The following is a 20,931-nucleotide window of genomic DNA, read 5'->3' on the forward strand; positions in this document are numbered from 1 at the left end:
GCTAGGAAAACTCATGTACCTTTCAAAATTTAAAAACTTTCTTTTTCATAAAAAAAAAGCTTAAAGGAGCCCTTTTGTTTTTGTACCTTGATGAAAAAACATTTGCCATCTTCCATTCGCACATTTCCAGATTGAACTTCTTAAGGTATGTTCCAGCTTATCTTCATCAAAAATCCGGTATGTAGTTAGCACGGTATCATCAGACAATGGATGCATCTCAAATTGACTTAATGTCATGTTCACCGCTCCGGCTCCCTCTTGCCCCATAAAATCGCTTTTTGACCATATGTTACCCGAACTGCCGAACTCAAAGAAATCATCTTTCAATAAGGATGAAAGCACTTCTGGAGATGTACGAACTTCAGATTTTAACAATTTCTCCTCCAGCTGATACAAATGCTCTTTTAATAATTAAGATTCCCTGTCCATTCATCTTGTCCTCCTTTTTCAACCATTTCCCTCGAAGAAACGAAATAGGAAAATCGTGAATAATTAATACGTAGATTTTCAGTAATTCATGAACCATGCGATTTAAGTTTTTTTATCCAGCTGCTTGCTGATTAGCAGTTGGCTCATCTTGCGGTCAGCGGCATTTTCTCGTTTTTAACCGTTTTTGCCGTCCCCATTATATTACTATTTTTAGCTGGCTTACTTCGTAACTGGACTCACAACAGATTTCTAAGTAAACCATTTATTCCACAATACTAGCGGCCATTCCTTTTTTACCTCTAAATATTTACTCCCGCAACCCATAAAAAAAAGGAGCTGCAAATGGCAGCTCCTTTCTTTGGGCATCCGGTTGTTCTCCCATCAGTGTTATCGTGATAGGGTTCCTTGCAGACGATTGGTTTCGGCGATTACTTTTTCTTCATCGATCGTTAAGCAGCGGCCATCTTTCACGACCATTTTGCCATCGATGTAAACATCACATACGTCATTTCCGCGTGCTGCATAAAGCAGGTGCGAATAGGCTTCACTCAGTGGCTGCAGGTGTTCTTTGTTATATGGGTAAATGGTGATGAAATCTGCTTTTTTACCAGCTTCCAGTGATCCTGTGTGACCCATGCCTATCGCTTCGGCACCCATTCTTGTGGCCATGGCGAGTGCTGTTTGTGCAGGGAATTTTGTGGCATCCTTATACATTCCTTTTTGCAGTAATGCGGCTGTCCTCATTTCTTCGAACATATCGAAGTTATTATTGGAGGCGACGCCATCTGTTGCCACTCCCACTTTAATGCCTGCATCAAGAAGGCTGACAACATCTGCTATCCCAGATCCGAGCTTCAGGTTACTGATTGGATTATGGGCAACGCGAACATCATGCTGTTTTAGGATCGCCCGCTCTTCATCATTAAGGACCACTCCATGTGCCATGACGGTAGGCTGATCGAACAGGCCTAGACGGCGAAGGTGCTCGACAGGACGGGATCCGTAACGTTTTTCGATGTCGAGGATTTCAAAGTCCGTTTCCGATACGTGGATGTGCACCATCAAATCATTCTCTTTTGCAATTCGTGCACTTTCCATGATTGCTTCAGGTGTGCAGGCATATGGGCTATGCGGTGCGACCATGGTAGTCAGGCGGCCATCGGCAAATGCTTTATAGTTTTTTGAAAACTGCTCAGCCCCCATGAGGTTCGCTTTCTGGTCTTTTTCGATACCCAAGCTGAAGATCGTATAGGAAAAGGCTCCGCGCATTCCTGTTTCGCCTATCGTCTCCATGACAGCACCTGCATCTATTCCATTAGGATTGAACATATCCGAAAATGTCGTGGTTCCTGATTTCATCATTTCCATAATGCCTAGCTGTGAACTTACAGAGGCGATTTCCGTTGTAAACTGGCTTTCGATCGGCCATATTTTCGTTTCAAGCCATGGCTTCAGCAGCATATCGTCCCCGATACCGCGTAAAAGGGTCATTACAATATGCGAATGGGCATTCACAAGGCCTGGCATGATCCATTTCCCGCCAAGGTTGACCACTTGATCTGCATCTGCCAATTGTTGTTCATCATGCTGGCCGATGTAGGATATGGTATGATCTTGTACAATCATCATGCCGTTTTCAATGATTTGGTTTTCCTTGTCCATCGTAAAAAATGTAGCATTCACATATATTGTTTTCATAAGTATTTCCTCCAAAGTTGTATCAGTATCAACATGTCCTATTCCGCATTCTAAACTAGCACCTTACAGGTAATCAAGTAATTCCATATTATCAGGGGCCATTTCACTTTACCTTAGGAACCTATTGGAAGAGCACCAAGATGAATGCTTCCTTCAATTAAGTAGTTATCCTTTGCGAAATCAGCTGCTTAAAAATATCTTCCCTTTATTGCTCGTGACAATAATCGCTTCTTGAACATCTTGAAGGCTGTAGTGGGAATCCGGCATCATGAACTTCAACTTTTCATCTGCAATGAACCCCATCAAAAGGTTAAATGTTTCATGCCAAGTTCGAACGGAAGCCTGCTGATTCCAATGCCGAAGATGAAACATTCTAACATCCACTTTTGTCCTTTGTGAAATTTCCGCCCAATTCACAGACTGTCCTGATAAAAGGCCAATCGTTAATAAGATGCCCTTAGGCCGTACACAAAAAGCTAGTTCTGAACCATCGATGCCGCCCACTGAATCTATGGCCGCTTTCGCACCGCGACCATTCGTCATTTCCATCACTGTATCATGCAATGATGATCGGGATGTATCGATCACATATGACGCACCAAGTTCAAGCAGTTCTTCCGTATACTTATCGTTTCTCGTTACAGCAATCAGCTTAAATCCAAGAATCTTGGATAACTGGGCGAGTATACGGCCAATGGAAGATCCGCAAGCATTTACGAGTAATACATCATCCGGTTTCAAAGTTAATACTTCAGTACAGATAAGCCATGCAGTTATCGGGTTTATATATAATTGCGCTGCTATATGGTCTTCAATCGAATCCGGAATGACGATTGCCAGCTCCGCTGATGTTTTAACATAATCCTGCCAGGTCCCTTCACCGCGCAAAGGCAGAACTCGCTTGCCTATCAGCTCTTTCGAAACCGCTGGACCCACCTCTTCTACAATGCCGACCCCTTCATAACCAGGTATGGAAGGCAAAGGGATTCGGTGGGAATAGGCACCGCGAATGGGCAGCAAGTCAGACGGATTAATGGGACGTGTGATCATCCGAACGAGGACTTCCCCCTCGAAAGGTTTTTGAATACATTTATTTTCAACTTTTAAAACCGTTTGCGGATCCCCAAACTCATAGAATGTAATACATTTGGCTTCCAAAATAGTAGTCTCCTTTAATATATAAGTCTTTCCATTTTAACATTTAACTGTGGAATTATTATATTATGATTCTGGTTTTCCACGTTTTAACCCCTCCTTCCATAAATTTGTCGTTAAGAATCATCTTGTTGTTCCAAGCATATGTTTTATAAAACGTTTTTTATTATGTACAAGGGGTGAAGAGATTGAATAAGGTAGGAAAAAATGATTTTGTATCTGGGTTTGTACCACATCACAATCATGGATCTGTTGATTATACTTCCATAGCGGACGGCCATGTCCATCAATGTTTAGATGTAACATCCCCGCCAATTTCATCACAAGAGGGAGGACATATTCATTATACTGAAGGATATGTGTTATTTGAGGATGGACATTCCCATTATTATAAGGCATATTCGGGACCGCCCATTCCGGTTGGAAATGGAATGCATGTTCATTACTATGATTTTTATACAACGGAAGATGATGGGCATAGACATAGAATTACAGGGGTCGATCAACCTGCCCCAGGAAATAAATAAGAACAAAAAAACATCAGGGGGATGGGAAATCCCCCTGATGTTTTTTTGACTTCGATAGACTCTAAATGCATCTCTAACTTTATCAGAATTAGTTTTTCAATCCTGAGATAAACCAATGGGAATGCATAGAGGCGTTTGATCAACAGGGTTTTCAATAATACAGCATTCCAGTCTGAAAACGTCCTTGATCATCTCTTTTGTGAATACCGTTTCAGGCGGTCCCTCTTTATAGATTTTTCCCTGCTTGATGCTAATCAGATGATCGGCATACTGTGCCGCTTGATTCAAATCATGCAGAACCATGACAATCGTGCGTCCATACGTTTCGTTTAAATCGCGCAGTAATTCCAATATTTCAATTTGGTGCGCTAAATCCAGATAGGTTGTCGGTTCATCTAACAGTAAAAGGTCGGTTTCCTGTACCAAGGCCATCGAAATCCATGCTCTTTGCCTTTGTCCTCCAGATAATGCATCCAATGTCCGATCAGCGAACTCCGTCATTTTTGTTGCTGATAAGGCACGGTCGACAATCCTATGATCTTCTGGGGTTTGTCTGGAAAATAAGCCTTTGTGCGGATGCCTGCCATAATAGCATAGTTCTTTAACGGTTATATCCTCCGGAGCTTCCGGAGCTTGGGGTAAGATGGCCAATTTCTTGGCCACTTCTTTGGAAGATTGCTGATGAATGGCCTTTCCATCTAGATAGATCGTGCCTTGCTGCGGCATCAATAATCTAGCTAGAGACCGCAGAATCGTAGATTTGCCACAACCATTGGAACCAATGATTATACTGATCTTACCTTCAGGAATTTCCAAATCGATATTATCAATGATTTGAGTTGCCCCATAAGAGAGCGAAAGATGCTCTGCTGATAATGTTGTCATGATATTCAGCCTTCCTTATGTTATTTTTCTTTCACGGCGCAATAGATATAAAAAATATGGTACACCAATCACCGCAGTGATAATTCCGGCGGGGATTTCTATTGGAGGGAATAATCCTCTTCCCAGGCTATCGGCAACAAGTAGAAAGATCGAACCAAAAAGAGCTGAAGCAGGAAGTAAAACCTTGAATTTTGACCCTACCACTCTCCTTGCAATATGGGGGGCGATCAAACCAATGAACCCAATGGAACCAACCGCAGCTACACAGACTCCGATCAATATGACAGAAACACTTAACAATATATAACGCAGTAATTTTGACCTTTCACCGAGACCTGTGGCCATATCGTCTCCAAGGCTCAGTACATCCATTTTAGAAGTTAATGCAATCAATACCGGTACAAGCACAAGACATGGAAGCAAAATGAATACTTGATCCCATCCTCTTCCCCATAGACTGCCAGTCAACCACAGCAGTGTCGTGTTTACATCATCCGGGAACTTGACCATGAAATACTCTATGCCAGCTTGACATATGGCCCCTAAAGCGATTCCGACCAAAGCTATCGTATTTGGTTGAGCTCCTTTTTTATAAACAAATATCATCAAAATGGCCGCCATGACCGCCGCTCCGATAAATGCTGAAAGAGGCAGTATGATAATGGGCGATTGCGGAAATAAAACAATGACGATAACTGCTGCCAATCCGGCCCCTTTTGTTACCCCAATCACATCTGGAGAAGCCAGCGGATTTCGAAGGACACCTTGCAGAATGGCTCCGGCCGTTGCCAATCCGGCCCCCACTATCACGGCAATTAGAATGCGCGGTATGCGATAGTTGTGCAGAATGAATGTCTGACTTTGCATGCCATTTCCAAGGAAATTTTGAAGAATTTCTAAAGGTGAAATATAAATGGCCCCTAAGCCCAAGCTCACGATTGCTAAAATCAGCACGGTAACCGTCAGCAACAGGATAATGGAATAAGGGGGCAAAGTTGATTTCAACCCAAATGTCCGTTTTAGTTTCATTGCTTAATATTCCTCCCTCTCTTCGCTAAATAAAGGAAGAATGGCGCACCGATCATAGCGGTTACGATGCCTACCGGCGACTCAAAAGGATAAGCGATGAAACGTGCGAGAATATCTGCGTAAACTAAGAGTAAAGCGCCGAATAATGCAGAAAAAGGGATGATTCTTCGATAATCCCCGCCCACCAGTCTCTTGACGATATGAGGGATGATCAATCCCACAAATCCCACTGGGCCTGCGACGGCAACCGAAGATCCTGCCAAAATGATCACCAATATTCCTGCCAAAATACGGATTCGGTACACCCGCTGCCCAAGTCCCTGCGCCATATTTTCTCCTAAGACAAGGATGGAAACAGAGCGAGAGAACATGGCAGCAACAAGCAGACCGATAAGAGACCAAGGAAGGATCATGTTCACGTGCGCCCATGTTTTTCCATTAACAGACCCAACTAACCAATAGAGCACATCTTTCGCTTGTTCACTAAATATGATCATGCCTTGCGTTAAAGAAGATAAAAAAAAGTGAACAGCCATTCCAGCCAATGCCAGCTTCACTTGGGTCATTCCTCCTCCCGAAGCAAAAGAATAGACTGCCATCCCTCCCATTGCTGCACCAATGAATGCAACGCAAACTAGAGACACGGAAGAAAGGTTAGGAAAGAAAACAAAAGCTGACACAATAAAAAATGAGGCACCGGCATTAACACCAAACACTTGCGGAGAAGCTAATGAATTCCGGGTAATAGCCTGCATGAGAGCACCCGCTACCGCTAAATTAGCACCGACCAACGCCCCAACTAAAGCTCGTGGCAATCGAAGAGTCCTGATAATAGTCTGTTCCTTGGACGAGTCGGCATCAAAAAAGGACTTCAAAACCATTGATGCATCAATATCGGCCGCTCCCACAGAAATACTCGCCAGGATTCCTAAAATTAACAAAACGATTCCAGCTATAGCCGTACATAATACTTTCAGTTTACTTCTACCTACAGTTTCCATTGACCATACAACACACTTCCTGACAAAATTTAATCCTAATGGAAAGCGAAGTAAGAATGGGATCTCTTACTTCGCTTTTGTTCGTCTATTCTTCTCCAAGCATTTTTAAAGTGTCTTTAGCAATGGCCTCTGCGGATACAACACCGCGGTACCTCGTCCATAAATCTCGATCAACACTATACACTTGTCCGTTTTTTACAGCCTTCAAGTCTTTCCAAAGAGGATTGTCTTTCCACTCATCAGTAAGTAACTTACCCTCATTGTTCGCTAAAAGCAGCACATCCGGATCAATCTCGACAAGCTGCTCCAGATTCATCTCGGCATGTGGCAGTTCCTGCTGAATGGCATTTTTCAATCCCATGCGCTCAAGCAATTCTCCATCATAAGAAGATGAAGTATGGGCTTGGAATGAAGTATCTCGTACAACTGCTGGTAAAACCGTCATATTTGGATCAACAGTAAGCTTTGATTTAAGTTCCTTAATCGTTTTTTCATGCTCGCTCAATCTTTTTGCTGCAGCATCTTCCTGGTTTACTGCCTTTGCAATCGTTTTAAATGAATCCAGATTTTCTTGATAGGTAGATTCCCGACTTTTTAAAACGATGGTAGGAGCAATCTGCTGTAAATCTTTATAAATCCCTTTATGCCGCTCAGCATCCGCAATGATTAAATCCGGCTGTAAAGAACTGATCACCTCCAAATTAGGCTGCTCGCGTGTTCCTACAGAAGTATAATCCATCTCTTGACCTACAAGTTTTGTAATCATCTCTTTTTTGTTGTCATCCGAAATCCCGATAGGTTTTATCCCTAGGGCATTTAAAGAATCAACGAAAGATAACTCAAGTGTAACTATTTTTTTCGGAGTATCTTTCATTTCCGTTTCTCCCATTTCATGCTTAATCGTCCTTATTTCTTGATTACTTGTATCAGCAGAAGTCTTCTCTGCTTCTGTTGTTTTTTGAGAATTATTACATCCTGATAACATCACCATAATCGCAAGTAACAGGATGAATGCTCCTCCCCCAAACGTTCTTACTTTTCTAAATTCCCTCATATTTTGCACCCTTCCCGTCATCTATACCTTCTTCACGAGTTAATCATAATTGAAAATGATTATCATTATCCTGCTGTTATGATAAAGTCATAGATTGATACCGTCAATATTAATGAAATTTTGTGAATAAAAATCATTATGGCCATTAAGACAATCTGCATGCATTTTATTAATAACGTGAAGTTGAACTTTAAAAAAAGTAAAAAAGAGCAAACCCATTAAGGTCTGCTCTCCTTGCCTTGCCTTTTCAAAGAAACTATTTTCTTTCAATCAGCATCTCTTCAAGAGGATATTCTTCATTTGTAGCTTCTTTTTTTGGGCGTTTTATGGAGGTTTTAATAAGAATGGTAGAAACAATTGATAATGCACCCATGATCAGGTAGCCTGTCGATCTTGAAAACACTTCAATCAAGATGCCGATTAGGACGGGTCCCAAAAACATTCCAGCCGAATATAAACTTTGGAACAGGCCCATTCTCGTAGATTGTTTCCTTCCAGGTTATTTTAGTGAAACATTCCCTTCAAAAAGCGATACAGTCCATCTTCTCGATATGAATACTCCGTCACTTCATCGGCTTGTTCTTTGACAAGGTCAGTGGCGTTTTTCATGGCAACGCAATGTCCGGCGAGTTTAAATAGCGGGAGGTCATTTTCGCCATCGCCTACTGCCAGGATCTCTTCGGGTGCTAGCTGAAAATGTTTCAGCAGCAGTTGAACGCCTGTTGCTTTTGTGATGCCTTCCACGGTCACTTCTACATTATGATGGGTGGAGGAAGCTGTGGTAAAGGCATTGTACTGCTTGATTTTCCCCAACTCAGCTTTCCATTTTCGAATCGTATTCATTTCATTGCTGAAAAAGTAGATCTTGGCGACGCTCTTTATATCCAGTTGTTCTGACCATCTTATTTTGTCTTCGACTGCATCCTGTCTTGATAGCCATTCATTTTCATCGACTGTCTCAGGTTTTGGTATCAAACCTTGTTTAACCATATAGTCTTTATCTTTAAGTAATGCCATCCTTGTTCCTTCGTTCGGATGAACTTCGTAAAAAATCTCTTCGGCTCCTGCTTTGGCGACCAATTCTTCGACAAGTTCCGTCGACAGGGCGTGTTCGACAATCTGTTCCTTTCCGATGAATACGGACATTCCATTGGCGGTCACCATTCCATCAGCCTCCATGCCGGCCGGCAAAACGTCCCTCACCTCTTCCAGCGTTCTTCCTGTTGCAATGAAAATCAGCTTACCGCTTTCCCTAAGTTCGCCTATGTATTGTTCCAGCGTCTCATTCACAGTATTTCTTTCGTTCAATGTCGTGCCATCCAAATCGAGCACAATTGCTTTGTTGGCCATGCCAATCACCTCAAAAATCAGAATGATGATGAAAATGCCAACAGCCCATTATCTATAAGATCTTAGGCTGTTGGTTTCATTCATATATTTTTATTTCTGTACCTTATCAGTATAACAGTTTAGGATAATCCTAAAAGTTTCATGACACTCAGGATCAAGAGACCTACCACACCGAAGTCCGAATCACCAAATGTTGTGCCTTCAAACCCTACATCCCCCAAGAAGACCAGGAGTATTGCCGGCAGGAAACTGATGATGAGTCCGTTGGCAAACGATCCAAGCATCGCTCCGCGTCTGCCTCCCGTGGCATTTCCGAAAACACCTGCTGCAGCTCCGGTGAAGAAATGCGGTACGAGCCCCGGCACGATTACTTTCAATCCAAGTGCCGGAAGGAGGAACATGGATAATAGTCCAGCCAAGAAACTGAATAGAAACCCGATGATCACTGCATTTGGAGCGAATGGAAAGATGGTCGGACAGTCCAATGCAGGTTTTGTATTCGGTGCCACTTTATCGGCAATCCCTTTGAATGCAGGGACGATTTCAGCAATTAACATCCGTACTCCTGCAAGGATGATGTAGACTCCTGCAGCAAATGTTATCGCCTGGATGAAAGAGAATACGATGAAGTTCGAACCGCCGGATAATTCCGTTTCAATATAGTTCTGCCCGGCAAACAACGCGACGATCACGAAGAACATCGTCATCGTAAGCGATACAGCGACCGATGTGTCCCTCAGGAATCCTAAAGACTTTGGAACCTTGATTTGTTCTGTCGTTTTTTCCTTATTTCCAAACCATTTTCCCACAGTCGCGGATACGAAATATCCGATTGTCCCGAAATGGCCGATGGCAAAATCATCGCTGCCGGTAATCTTCCGTACGTATGGCTGAAGGAGGGCTGGGAACAACACCATGCATACTCCTAATAGAATGGAGCCGACCAAGATAAGCGGAAATCCGCTGAGCCCGCCGACGGATAGGGTGACTGCAAGTAAACAAGCCATGAATAAGGTATGGTGTCCCGTTAAAAATATATATTTAAATGGCGTGAAACGAGCAAGCAAAACATTGACAACCATCCCAAATACCATGATAAGTGCAGTCGAAGTCCCAAAATCACTTTGGGCGGCTGCGACAATGGCTTCGTTATTCGGTATGACGCCTTGTACGTTGAATGCATGATCGAACATTTTACTGAATATATCAAGGGCGCCAATGAGCACTGCCGCTCCCGCTCCGATGATAATGAAGCCCATGACGGTTTTTAGCGTTCCAGATACGACATCCGCACTGGATTTCCGCTGTAACAGCAGTCCAATGAGGGCAAACAGCCCCACAAGTATGGAAGGTGTGCCCAAGATGTCATTCATGATAAGTTCCAGCATTGCCTCTCCCCCTCTTCTTTATGTTTTCTTCTTATAGATGTGAAGCCAATTTCGATGTGATTTCAGGAATGCTCATCATGTTTTCCAGTGTGACGATCGTCCGGGTTCCATCATCCAGCTGACCGACAATATCCGCCGCTCCCAGGAAAATATCGGCCTGAACCGTTTTTGCTGATGCCAAATCCGTATGATCCACCTCGGCTGTCTTCCCCATTTCCGTCAATGCTTTCTTCACATTCATCTCCATGATGAAGCTGCTTCCCAATCCATTACCGCACACTACCATGATTTTCTTCATATCAATCTCTCCTTTTTTTATCCTACATGCATTTCCAATTTAGATTTGATTTCAGGGATGCTCATCATGTTCTCCAATGTGACGATCGTCCGGGTTCCATCATCCAGCTGGCCGACAATATCCGCTGCCCCCAGGAAAATGTCAGCTTGAACCGTTTTTGCGGATGCGAGATCCGTATGATCCACCTCGGCCGTCTTCCCCATTTCCGTCAATGCTTTCTTCACATTCATCTCCATGATGAAGCTGCTTCCCAATCCGTTTCCGCATACTACCATGATTTTCATTCCGCTTCCTCCTTCGAATATTTATGAACGTACTCCATAAGGACCGATTTATCTGAAGTGCTTAAGATTTCTTCTATATTGGCCGGCTCATTCAATAATTGAGTGAGCTGGATCAATGCCCGCAGATGCGAATCGTTATCTACGGCCGCCAAAATGATAATCAGGCGGACCGGTTTATCCGGCGCAAAGTCCACGGCTTCCTCCAATTTCAGCAAACTCATGGATAAAGACCTGACCCCCTGCTCCGGACGTGCATGGGGAATCGCCACTCCAGGCGTTATCACTACATATGGTCCGTTCGTTTCTATGGCCTCGATCATGGCATCCACATATCGTTCTTCGACGGTACCTAAGTCCACGAGAGGCTTGGCCGCGACTTGAATGGCTTCTTTCCAATCGGAAACTTGCTGCTGTAATTGGATCGTTTGCATATTGAGCAGTTCTTCTAACACGGGCTTCTCTGCCTCCTTTAAAGAAAATTGGGTTATTTTTGGTGTATGGGTATACACATTCGATTTCAAAGCCTTTTCAAGCTGATCCTGTTCATGGATGGTTGCATACTTGGAAATGATCTTTAATAAAGCTGCAACATCCACACTTTCCGTCGTATATCCATACAATTCCTGCATGACTTGCTGGCGCAATGTATGTTTGTCCTGCATTTCCAAAATCGGCGGTACAACGAATAATGCCGCTTTTGTTCTCATATGCACCGTCGAGAAAACAAGATCGTACGACAGCGGGTATTCAGCTGCATTTCTAACGGACAAAACATCCAGGAACAAAATATCAGGAAATAATTCCCTCAATGTATAAATGAGGATATTGCTGATGCCGATACCATTTGGGCATACGACAATCGCCCGTTTTCGATCATCCAATGTTGTCCCTTGCCTGCGCAGCCATCCGCCAAAATAAATCGTGAAATAGGCCACTTCTTCTTCCGATACTGGACAGCCAACCTCTTTCTCCAACACCCACAGGGATTTTTTTGTCAAATGATGCAGTTCGGGATATACCTTCTGCACCCGTCCCGTCATCGGATTCATTTGCGGGAGACCATACCGCAGGCGATAATATGCCGGTTTAAAATGAACGTATAATTGCTGGCATAGCTGCTCTTTGTCTTTCAGGTGAACAAATGCAAGCCTCTCGAACTCTTCCACGATTTCCTGCAATAAGTGTTGAATGACTTCATCATCCTTAAGAGGGGAAATATCCTTCGTTCGATTCATGCTCAATAAATGTAAGGCTGCGTATAAGTTTTCCGTTTCGCTCCATACTGATTGAAACGCATTCGTCCTGGTCATCTCCTCAACCAGTTTGTATTCCTCCGTCGCAACAAACGGCGCCCAGCTCTGGTCGGCCTGTAACTCTTCCCCTTTTCCTATGAGTTGATCTGTACATAGAAATAAATAGCTCAGTTCATGAAGCCGTTCATCCGTAAAGGTGATGCCCAATTTACGTTCGGCCCTTTCAAGCTGTAACCGGATCGAGCTGATTTGCTTTTCATGATTTCCCCATATGCACTCCATGATCCAATCACTATTGGGACTGTTCAGTACATCATGCACGAGACGTTCAATGATATATCTCTTTGTTCGGCTTTCCCCAATCACCACGTAGCCATCTTGTTTGGAATACTGGATTTTGAGCGATATGTCCCTGTTTTTCTCTTTAAGTCTTTTTAAATCCTTCAGCACCGTATTTCGCGAAACCCCGGTGATCGTCTGGAAATGATAGACGGACAATTCTTCTTGGCTTAACAGGATCATGAGGTAAAAAACCTTTTCCCTATCTGTCTCTGAAAATATATAATTGCGTTTTGTCAGTTTTACATTCAATTCTTCATCCCTGATTGTTTCAGAAAAGGAGTAGCCCATTTCACGATTATATTGAATCGGTTGATATCCATGAAATTGGAGCCAGTCATTCGCTTTGCTCAATCCATATTGAATCTGCCTTCTCGTCAGACCTGTTTGGGCTTCAAGTTCTTTCATTTTTGAAATGGGCGAATGCTGTAATAGTTTTAGTAAATTGGCGCTTCTTTCATCTAAAAACATTCTCAATCCCTCTCCCTGCTTCTACGATATCTCACTTTTTATTAAAAATGTAGCGTTTCTCAGTCCGAATGTTGTCATAGGTACTGCACAATAATATACTCTTTAAACATTTGTGCACAATACCGCATCCTTGCTAGGTCAATTACCATTCTGCCTTGTAGAAAAGCGAATGAATTAAAAGTGCATTATGCAGTATTAAAATGAAATTGCACACACTATTGGAGGGGGTGTTCCTTGTACGTTCCAGGCACTCGCTTTCTGCAGGCGTTCTGGGAGCTGCCTAGGCGCGCCTTTTCGCCTTCGGTCTCCTTGGACACGTATCTCCCGCAGGAATCTTTTTACCTTCCGTTCCAGATTACTAATTCACACCGCTAGTACCTTCAAACAATACTTCTTGCTTTTCATATTATTGAGAAGCAAATGCTATAGTACTACTTGAAAATAATGAAAAAGTAATGAAAAAGGCAACCAATAGACTTAAAATCTCTTTTACCATAGGTAAAACCTCCTCTTTTTATTTGTAAATTCAAAATATTTCGATTACAATGCGTAATATACTAACTAAAAAAGTGAGGAATTGTATTTTCATGTTTAATTACCTAAGGTTTAGATATAAATCATATATTATTATTCTTTTAGGGATTTTTATTGGTACAATACTTGCTGACATTTTATTTGAAAATCCAGATTATTTTATAGGCATTACTTGTGTTCTAGTAGGTTTATTAATTGGAGAATGCATAATGATAAAAAGATGGTTCAAAAAACGATAAACAAAAAGAAGACTTTACAAAGGGGTATCCTCTAACTATTCAAATGAATAAGGTTTTGAAGAATAATCATGGTACATTCTTTTTTTATTTGAAAGCTGCAGCTTATAAAACGCGATTAAGAACGTTTCAAATCCGTTAAAAAAATAAAAAAGGTTTCGGAATGAGAACATTCCGAAACCTTTTTGTTTACAAACTGGGAAGGACATATTGTCTCTCCCTTATTCAACTTGGTTAAGACACAATCTAGATCTGCTTGCTGAAGTCGCGCTGCGCTCCCCTATAGCTCCCGATGATATTTTGATAACCAGGAAGCTGGCTGGAAAGTAAAGCACCAAAACCTTCGACATCGTTGCGCCAATCACGTTGTAATTCGCATGCTACGCTAAACCAGTTCATAAGCTGCACACCGCCATGGGCCATACGCGCTAATGCTGCATCAGCTACTTGTTTGCTGACTGTTCCAGACGCATCAGTGACAGCAAATACTTCATAACCGGCGTTCAAAGCGGATAGCGCCGGGAAAGCGACGCAGACATCTGTAACCACGCCCGCGATGATTAGTTGTTTTTTTCCAGTTTCTTCGATTGCTTTAACAAAATCTTCATTATCCCATGCGTTAATTTGTCCAGGCCGAGCTATTTTTGGTGCGTGAGGAAAAAGTTCTTCCAATTCTTGCATGAGCGGTCCGTTTGGTCCGTTTTCAAAGCTTGTCGTCAAAATGACTGGTAAATCAAAAAACTTTGCTGTGTTGGCAAGGGCCATGACATTGTTCTTGAATTCATCAACACCATAATCACGCACTAGCCCGGAAATAAGACCGGTTTGATGATCCACCAGAAGAACGGCAGCATCATCCTTGGAAAGACGGGAATAGAGATCAGACATTTTTAAAGTCCTCCTTTTATTAAAAGCTATCGAAGAAAGTTCATATGTAGGGAAATCCCCCAACTCCTCCATTGGTTCCAATCAGTTTATAACTTAACTGAATGTTGTTCTAAGTTTATCTATAAACTTATAGCCTGTCAATCATATATATACTAAGAATCATTGATTATTGACTAATCTATAGCTGGAGTGTGATCGATCCAATGAATGAATTGTTGTAAATAACGCTCAAGATAACGTTTTGTTTGATCGTCGGTAAGCACTTTCCGATCAGAATCAATCTTTTTATGTACTTGCGAAATCAGCATTTTTTGAAATGGAAGGACATGTACTTGCATGGCTTCCAGTACTTGCCTGATTTGCATTTGAGCAAATGCAGTACCCATTCCACCTGGAGTAGCTCCAATCAGGCCAACTGGTTTTTTGGTAAGAACGGCGGACTCCCGAGGTCTTGATGCCCAGTCCAATGCATTTTTTAATACGCCTGGCATTCCAGAATTGTACTCTGGACTTACGATAATGATACCGTCGACGTCCTGGATGGCGGATTTAAATGATGTCACTGTTTCTGGAACCCCACTTATTTCTAAGTCTTCGTTAAACAACGGAAGATCATTAATTTCGATCCAGCGAAATTGATACGAATCAACCATATCCGTCAATGATTGAGCAATGATTCGATTATAAGAATTTTCCCGTAAACTGCCGCAAATAAGGCCGATGGTTCTGGTCATCTACTTCCCTCCCTGTTTGAAATCATATCCTATAGTACCATAATATACCAAAGGTAAAAAGTGACGTTATTCCTAATTACACGCTTGTATGTACTAAATTTGGCTTAACTTAATATTGGGTTAAAAGAACTTCATTTCTTACCCCAAAGTTATATTGGCCCCTTCCATTTTCTGAATATTTCAAACATACTATAACCTATAAGGCGTTGGGAGGAGTACAGAAATGGATGAAAAGAAAGTTACATGGTTAGAGCTCTTTTATGATTTGTTATTTGTGGCGGCCGTTGCAGGCGCAACTCATGTTTTACTGCATGTTGAAGATGGATATATCCATCCAGAGTATTTATTAAAGTTCGTGCTGATTTTTATCCCTATTTGGTGGGCTTGGGTAGGGCAAACCATATTTATTAACCGGTTTGGGAAGGATGTATTTCATCAACGGCTATTTTTGATATTGCAAATGTTTTTTGTCCTGATCATGACCTCAAGCTTATCTGCTGATTTTGATCCTTATTACCTTTCTTTTTTAATTGGTTATATTGGTTTAAGAGCCGTTACTGCTATCCAATATCTCGTTGTACAGCGGATAGAAGAGGGATTTCGAAAAAAGGCAGCACTCTTTTTGGGAAGGTATTTTTGGATTGGAATCGCCATTTCATTATTCTCCGTCCTTTTTGATTCTTGGCTTCGGTATGCAGTGTTGTATTTGGGCATCCTGGTCGATATCATTGTCCCGATCCTTGGAAGAAAGTGCTTAGAAAAGGTTCCTACAAATACGGCCCACCTGTTGGAGCGCTTTGGCCTATTTACCATCATTCTCTTTGGGGAAGCTCTTGTCAGCACGCTTGCGGTCATTCAGCCTAAACAAGGAAATTGGGATTCGATAGCCTTTTCCATCATTTCATTTGCCCTGATAATAGCCATGTGGTGGCAATATTTCGATAATATGGACAAGAAAGTCGACAAGTCTGTACAATCTTCCGGCCAAATCATCATTTACGGTCATCTGTTTATTTTAATGTCTATAAGCATGATTGCAGCAGCCATCAGGTTATTGTTTTTACATGAGGTCCATTATTCATTTATCCTCTATTTTGTTTTTGGTTCCGTATTGCTCTATTTCATGTCAGCCACGTTTGTTTTCCACCAATATAGACATAAGCACCAGCGGTTGCAAATATATCATTTAGGGTTATTTTTAGGGATTTTAGCCGTCTTTTTTATTTTTAATTTGTTTGTCGGGGTACCGAATATTGTGATAATAGCCGAATTAACACTGTTCTTTATCATCTATGCTAAATTAACGACTACATAATAAAGGAATCAAAGAAACCAGTATCATACGATCATACTGGTTTCTTCATATGGAAGTTGGAATTTTTTGCATTTGACACGCAATTGGTTTATTCATAAACTGATTGGAACAAAGAAAGTATGAGGTGACATTCATGCATCCCTCCACATCTAATAATGAGGAAAGACTAGGTTTAATGTTATGGTTCCGGATCACACGGATATATAACCAGAGTATCCGGGAATCCAATCAACATTTAAAGAAATGGAATCTATCGGCAGCCCAATTCGATATCTTGGTTCAAGTGGGTTCCCATGAACGATTGTCTCAGCAAGAACTGGCAAACAAGCTTTTTGTAACGAAAGGCAATATCACTCAACTATTAAGGAAAATGGAAGATTTGGGATTGATTAAACGGGAGCAGGAATGGAAAACGAAGTACCTGTCATTGACTGAGCAAGGTAAAGAGTTCTTTCATGAAGTCGTTCCAAAACAAGAGCATTTTCAGGCGTCACAGTTTGCCAACTTGAATGAGACGGAAAAACAGCAGCTTTTGGATTTACTAAGTAAAGTTCAAAAATAAGAAAAACAGATCACCCGTTTGAAAGGTGATCTGTTTTTTTATTTTTGTTACTTCGGTTTTTTCATGAACAATGAAAGCACCACATTCACGATGGCGAAAATCAAACTAATTTTAAATACAAGTGATGAACCAGAGGCAGCAGCTGCCGGTAAATCATTTGCCACATCAGTCAAGTAGCCATTTTGCTTCGCAGAGAATAGAGACACCATGACCGCTATGCCAATTGCCCCTGATACTTGTTGAGATGTTTGTGTAATCGCAATGCCATCCGGATAGAATTGTTTTGGCAAAGCATTCAATGTATTCGTTTGTACGGAAGCAAGTACCATGCCAATGCCAAGCATCATCACGATATGCGTAACAACCATGATCCATAGTGCTGTGTCCGTTCCATACATTGCATATAGCCCATAGCCAATGACGACCAGAATCGTCCCTGGTGTAATTACGGCACGTGGTCCATATTTATCGAATAGCCGGCCGATGATCGGGGCAAAAACACAGTTTAATAGACTGCCTGGCAGCATGATCAGCCCAGTGGCGAACGCAGATACCAATAGCGCCATTTGCATATACATGGGTAACACAACCAGCATCGATAACATATTAAGGAACGTAATCATGTTCATCGCAAGACCTAGCACAAATAACGGGTATTTGAATGCCTTTAAATTCAACATTGGGTTTTCCATCTTCGTTTGACGGATTGCAAAGAGAATCAGGGCGATCAATCCAACGATGATCATGCCAATTACCGTCATACTCGTCCAACCATGATCCCCGCCTACACTTACACCGTATACAACTCCACCAAAGCCAATCGTCGATAACACAACTGACAAGATATCGATTGATACTTTCCTGGTTTCATTGACATTCGGAATATAGATATAGCCGAAGATAAGCGAGAATAACAAGAATGGAAGCGTAAACCAGAATATCCAAGGCCATGATAGCGTATCTAAAATCATCCCTGCCAATGTAGGACCGAATGCTGGACCCGCCAAGATGACTAAGCCCATCACACCCATTGCCCCGCCGCGTTTATTCGGTGGAAAAATCGTGAAAATGACACTTTGCGTCAATGGCAAAATGATCGCCAGTCCAGCTGCCTGAATGACACGGGCCGTCAATAACACGCTAAAAACCGGTGCTACTGCGGCGATGACCGTTCCGATGATCGAAAAGAATAAAGACGCCATGAACATTTGGCGTGTTGTGAATTTTTGCATTAAAATTCCTGTTACCGGCACTAAAATACCAAGCGTTAAAAAGTAGCCTGTTGCAAGCCACTGTATTGTCGTCGCATCCACGCCAAAAATGTGGCTCAATTCACCCAAGGCGATGTTCAATGCGGTTTCACTAAAAAGCCCAACAAAGCCTGCTACTAAAAGAGCAGCCATTATCGGTCCTGTTTTAATATGTTTATTATCCACTGTTAAAACTCCTTCAATATATTAGGTATCAATTGCGAAATTACTTTTAGCGGCTTTGCCGATGTTTCGGCCAAACAAAGCATCATTGCCCCTTCGATAGTGGCTGTCATCATCAATGCCATATTGGAAGCTGACTCTTTTGGGTATCCGTCTTCCAATAGCTTTTTAAAATAAATCCCTTGAATTTTCGCATAGAGATCGGCGCAAGCCTTTCGTACGGGATCACTTAATGTGGCCATTTCACTTACCATACTACTAAATGTGTAACCCGTAATCGTCCCTTCCCTTTCTAAATTGACGATCAGCTTTTCAATCATGGAATTTGTCGCTTCTAACGTTGTCGGATATCGTTCAAAAATATCCACGATATCCATCGTAATAACTTCATTCAAAGAATGAAGGCAAGCGATTAATAATTCCTCTTTTCCATTAGGAAAATGGTGATAAAGCGAACCTTTCGTAACATTGCATACTTTTAAGATTTCGCTTAGTCCAACACCTTTATATCCTTTTTGTTGGAAAAGAATCGTTGCATTGTCGATTATCAACGATTTTGTATCCATTTCCGTAGCACACCCCCGCCATACCAACCGGTCTATTTGTAACTATAGCAAAAAAAAATCTTTGAATGTAAGTACTTTTTTACCCCTCAAAATAACGAATTCACAATTTAGACAAACTTTTAATTTAATTTTTCTATTTGATTGCCATTTGACATCTTGTATACATACGTATACATTTAACATAAGAGAGAAAAATGTATACGTATGTATACACAGAAAGAGGTTGTTTACATGAGAAATGAAAAATCCAAAAAAGATGGACATCACAGAGGAAAAGACCATGCTGCACACCATCGTGGCCCAAAAACGTTTCGCCGCGGAAGAGCCATCGCTTTTTTAGACATGATGAACCTTAAACGTTCAACCATTAAGGAACAGTTAGATCAACCAGAATTTCAATCCATTCAGCAAATCTTAGTCGGTGAATTAAAAGCGATTGATATGTTAATCAACGAATTCATTCAATTATTTGAAATACAAGAAAATGAAGAAGCAGCCGAAAAGGGCAATGAAGAAAAGGAAACCTCCAATGAGAAAGGAATGGAAATGAATGAAACAAATTAACAGTTATATCGATTCATTATTTTATACTAAAGATGATCTTTTGGAAGAAGTCATTGCGTCCATACAAGAAAACGGAATGCCGTCCATTTCGGTATCTCCCTCATCTGGCAAACTTCTTACCATGCTTATATCCATTTCAGGAGCTAAAAATGTGTTGGAAATAGGCGCTCTTGGAGGCTATAGCGGGATTTGCCTTGCCAGGGGATTCGGCAGCGAAGGAAAATTAACCTCCCTTGAATTAAAGGAGGAATACGCAAAATTAGCTTATCGCAATCTAACCAAAGCTGGCTTTGGCGATCAAGTATCCTATATGACCGGAGAAGCCCTGCAAAGCCTTGAAAAACTCGCTCATGATAACAAGAAATTTGATTTCTTCTTTATAGATGCTGACAAGGACAATTATGAAAATTACCTGCAATATTGCATTAAACTGGCAGAGCCGGGTGCTTTAATCGTCATGGATAACGTACTTGCAAGGGGCAGTGTCGCTGATCCGGATGCTGAACCTAAACGTCACACTGCCTTTATGAAGGCATTCAATGAAACGGTGGCCAAACATCCTCAACTGGAATCCATGCTAATCCCAATCGGTGATGGACTGACCCTTTCAAAAGTAATCGATCAAACTAACGAGTAAATTGCTCAAACTCTCGAGTAAACTGCCCAAACTCACGAGTAAACTGCCCAAACTCACGAGTAAACGGCCTAAATTCACGAGTAAACTACGAATTCATGGGATATCGCACGAATTCTCGGGGACATCGCAAAATTCTCGATTTTATCGATCAAACTTTCGATTATATCCATCAAAATCACGAATATATCGCTCAAACTCACGATATTGTCACCCAAATATCCTTTTCATCCAAGAAAATTAAAATGAATTTCTATATTCTTGAATGAAAATGATTTTTATTATCAATAATAAAATGAAAGAA

Annotated in this window: 23 protein-coding genes; 5 read left to right on the forward strand and 18 right to left on the reverse strand. The window is 41.6% G+C overall.

The genetic code is table 11. The features are described from left to right. Nucleotides 1-60: 60 nt before the first annotated feature. The 3 genes from AC1DIV_RS20645 to AC1DIV_RS20655 form a co-directional block, all read right to left on the reverse strand. Nucleotides 61-396 (reverse strand): nuclear transport factor 2 family protein, encoded by a 336-nt coding sequence (locus tag AC1DIV_RS20645; RefSeq protein WP_477577312.1) that lies wholly within the window; start codon nt 394-396, stop codon nt 61-63. 420 nt (nt 397-816) lie between these two features. Next, a complete protein-coding gene (locus AC1DIV_RS20650) occupies nt 817-2,127 on the reverse strand; it encodes an amidohydrolase family protein (protein WP_477577313.1) in 1,311 nt (436 codons plus the stop codon). 180 nt (nt 2,128-2,307) lie between these two features. Next, nucleotides 2,308-3,285 carry a zinc-dependent alcohol dehydrogenase family protein gene (locus tag AC1DIV_RS20655; protein ID WP_340877514.1) on the reverse strand — a complete coding sequence of 326 codons (978 nt, stop codon included), beginning with the start codon at nt 3,283-3,285 and terminating at the stop codon, nt 2,308-2,310. Between the two features lie 185 nt (nt 3,286-3,470). Here AC1DIV_RS20655 and AC1DIV_RS20660 point away from each other — a divergent pair, with 185 nt between their 5' ends. Then, complete coding sequence (locus tag AC1DIV_RS20660) at nt 3,471-3,809, forward strand: YmaF family protein (RefSeq protein ID WP_053537360.1); 339 nt, start codon at nt 3,471-3,473, stop codon at nt 3,807-3,809. 96 nt (nt 3,810-3,905) lie between these two features. On the opposite strand, the gene AC1DIV_RS20665 is transcribed toward AC1DIV_RS20660, so the two are convergent. The 12 genes from AC1DIV_RS20665 to AC1DIV_RS20720 all read right to left on the reverse strand — a co-directional run bounded on the left by AC1DIV_RS20665 (nt 3,906) and on the right by AC1DIV_RS20720 (nt 15,553). Then, entirely contained in the window at nt 3,906-4,694 is a 789-nt protein-coding gene (locus AC1DIV_RS20665) for an ABC transporter ATP-binding protein (protein ID WP_095393428.1), read from the reverse strand. A gap of 15 nt (nt 4,695-4,709) precedes the next feature. After that, on the reverse strand, nt 4,710-5,723 hold the full coding sequence (locus tag AC1DIV_RS20670) for a FecCD family ABC transporter permease (protein ID WP_477577315.1): 1,014 nt from the start codon (nt 5,721-5,723) through the stop codon (nt 4,710-4,712). Continuing rightward, nucleotides 5,720-6,724, reverse strand: coding sequence for a FecCD family ABC transporter permease (locus AC1DIV_RS20675; protein WP_477577317.1), 1,005 nt, complete (start codon nt 6,722-6,724; stop codon nt 5,720-5,722). The genes AC1DIV_RS20670 and AC1DIV_RS20675 overlap by 4 nt, the downstream gene beginning before the upstream one ends. Before the next feature lie 85 nt (nt 6,725-6,809). After that, nucleotides 6,810-7,778 carry an ABC transporter substrate-binding protein gene (locus AC1DIV_RS20680; RefSeq protein WP_477577319.1) on the reverse strand — a complete coding sequence of 323 codons (969 nt, stop codon included), beginning with the start codon at nt 7,776-7,778 and terminating at the stop codon, nt 6,810-6,812. A gap of 256 nt (nt 7,779-8,034) precedes the next feature. Next, nucleotides 8,035-8,253, reverse strand: coding sequence for an MFS transporter (locus AC1DIV_RS20685; protein ID WP_283932143.1), 219 nt, complete (start codon nt 8,251-8,253; stop codon nt 8,035-8,037). Nucleotides 8,254-8,282: 29 nt separating this feature from the next. Then, nucleotides 8,283-9,128 carry an HAD family hydrolase gene (locus AC1DIV_RS20690; protein ID WP_323602807.1) on the reverse strand — a complete coding sequence of 282 codons (846 nt, stop codon included), beginning with the start codon at nt 9,126-9,128 and terminating at the stop codon, nt 8,283-8,285. Nucleotides 9,129-9,247: 119 nt separating this feature from the next. Beyond that, nucleotides 9,248-10,516, reverse strand: a complete 1,269-nt coding sequence (locus tag AC1DIV_RS20695; RefSeq protein WP_048689424.1) for a PTS ascorbate transporter subunit IIC — start codon at nt 10,514-10,516, stop codon at nt 9,248-9,250. Between the two features lie 31 nt (nt 10,517-10,547). Continuing rightward, complete coding sequence (locus tag AC1DIV_RS20700) at nt 10,548-10,814, reverse strand: PTS sugar transporter subunit IIB (RefSeq protein WP_048883161.1); 267 nt, start codon at nt 10,812-10,814, stop codon at nt 10,548-10,550. Between the two features lie 17 nt (nt 10,815-10,831). Further along, nucleotides 10,832-11,098, reverse strand: a complete 267-nt coding sequence (locus AC1DIV_RS20705; RefSeq protein ID WP_048883162.1) for a PTS sugar transporter subunit IIB — start codon at nt 11,096-11,098, stop codon at nt 10,832-10,834. Continuing rightward, nucleotides 11,095-13,161: a BglG family transcription antiterminator gene (locus AC1DIV_RS20710; protein ID WP_477577321.1), complete on the reverse strand. Its 2,067-nt coding sequence runs from the start codon at nt 13,159-13,161 to the stop codon at nt 11,095-11,097. The genes AC1DIV_RS20705 and AC1DIV_RS20710 overlap by 4 nt, the downstream gene beginning before the upstream one ends. Nucleotides 13,162-14,177: 1,016 nt before the next feature. Then, nucleotides 14,178-14,819, reverse strand: a complete 642-nt coding sequence (ycaC, locus tag AC1DIV_RS20715) for an isochorismate family cysteine hydrolase YcaC (RefSeq protein ID WP_048681500.1) — start codon at nt 14,817-14,819, stop codon at nt 14,178-14,180. 173 nt (nt 14,820-14,992) lie between these two features. After that, nucleotides 14,993-15,553, reverse strand: coding sequence for an NADPH-dependent FMN reductase (locus tag AC1DIV_RS20720; protein WP_053536265.1), 561 nt, complete (start codon nt 15,551-15,553; stop codon nt 14,993-14,995). Nucleotides 15,554-15,776: 223 nt separating this feature from the next. On the opposite strand from AC1DIV_RS20720, the gene AC1DIV_RS20725 reads away from it, so the two are divergent. After that, nucleotides 15,777-16,868, forward strand: a complete 1,092-nt coding sequence (locus AC1DIV_RS20725; protein WP_048681506.1) for a low temperature requirement protein A — start codon at nt 15,777-15,779, stop codon at nt 16,866-16,868. A 133-nt stretch (nt 16,869-17,001) separates the two neighbouring features. Further along, on the forward strand, nt 17,002-17,430 hold the full coding sequence (locus AC1DIV_RS20730; RefSeq protein WP_048681510.1) for a MarR family winged helix-turn-helix transcriptional regulator: 429 nt from the start codon (nt 17,002-17,004) through the stop codon (nt 17,428-17,430). 47 nt (nt 17,431-17,477) lie between these two features. On the opposite strand, the gene AC1DIV_RS20735 is transcribed toward AC1DIV_RS20730, so the two are convergent. Together AC1DIV_RS20735 and AC1DIV_RS20740 are read right to left on the reverse strand one after the other, a co-directional pair. After that, a complete protein-coding gene (locus AC1DIV_RS20735) occupies nt 17,478-18,833 on the reverse strand; it encodes a DHA2 family efflux MFS transporter permease subunit (protein ID WP_477577336.1) in 1,356 nt (451 codons plus the stop codon). A gap of 35 nt (nt 18,834-18,868) precedes the next feature. Further along, complete coding sequence (locus tag AC1DIV_RS20740; protein WP_340877527.1) at nt 18,869-19,429, reverse strand: TetR/AcrR family transcriptional regulator; 561 nt, start codon at nt 19,427-19,429, stop codon at nt 18,869-18,871. A 231-nt stretch (nt 19,430-19,660) separates the two neighbouring features. On the opposite strand from AC1DIV_RS20740, the gene AC1DIV_RS20745 reads away from it, so the two are divergent. Together AC1DIV_RS20745 and AC1DIV_RS20750 are read left to right on the forward strand one after the other, a co-directional pair. Beyond that, nucleotides 19,661-19,993, forward strand: a complete 333-nt coding sequence (locus tag AC1DIV_RS20745; RefSeq protein WP_048681517.1) for a hypothetical protein — start codon at nt 19,661-19,663, stop codon at nt 19,991-19,993. After that, nucleotides 19,980-20,630, forward strand: a complete 651-nt coding sequence (locus tag AC1DIV_RS20750; protein WP_477577323.1) for an O-methyltransferase — start codon at nt 19,980-19,982, stop codon at nt 20,628-20,630. The genes AC1DIV_RS20745 and AC1DIV_RS20750 overlap by 14 nt, the downstream gene beginning before the upstream one ends. A 74-nt stretch (nt 20,631-20,704) precedes the next feature. Here AC1DIV_RS20750 and AC1DIV_RS20755 read toward each other — a convergent pair whose 3' ends face one another. After that, the gene (locus AC1DIV_RS20755) at nt 20,705-20,830 is read right to left on the reverse strand and encodes a hypothetical protein (protein ID WP_477577325.1); all 126 of its coding nucleotides are present in this window, start codon (nt 20,828-20,830) and stop codon (nt 20,705-20,707) included. Between the last annotated feature and the right edge of the window lie 101 nt (nt 20,831-20,931).

The organism is Peribacillus sp. 05N428, assembly GCF_056397085.1.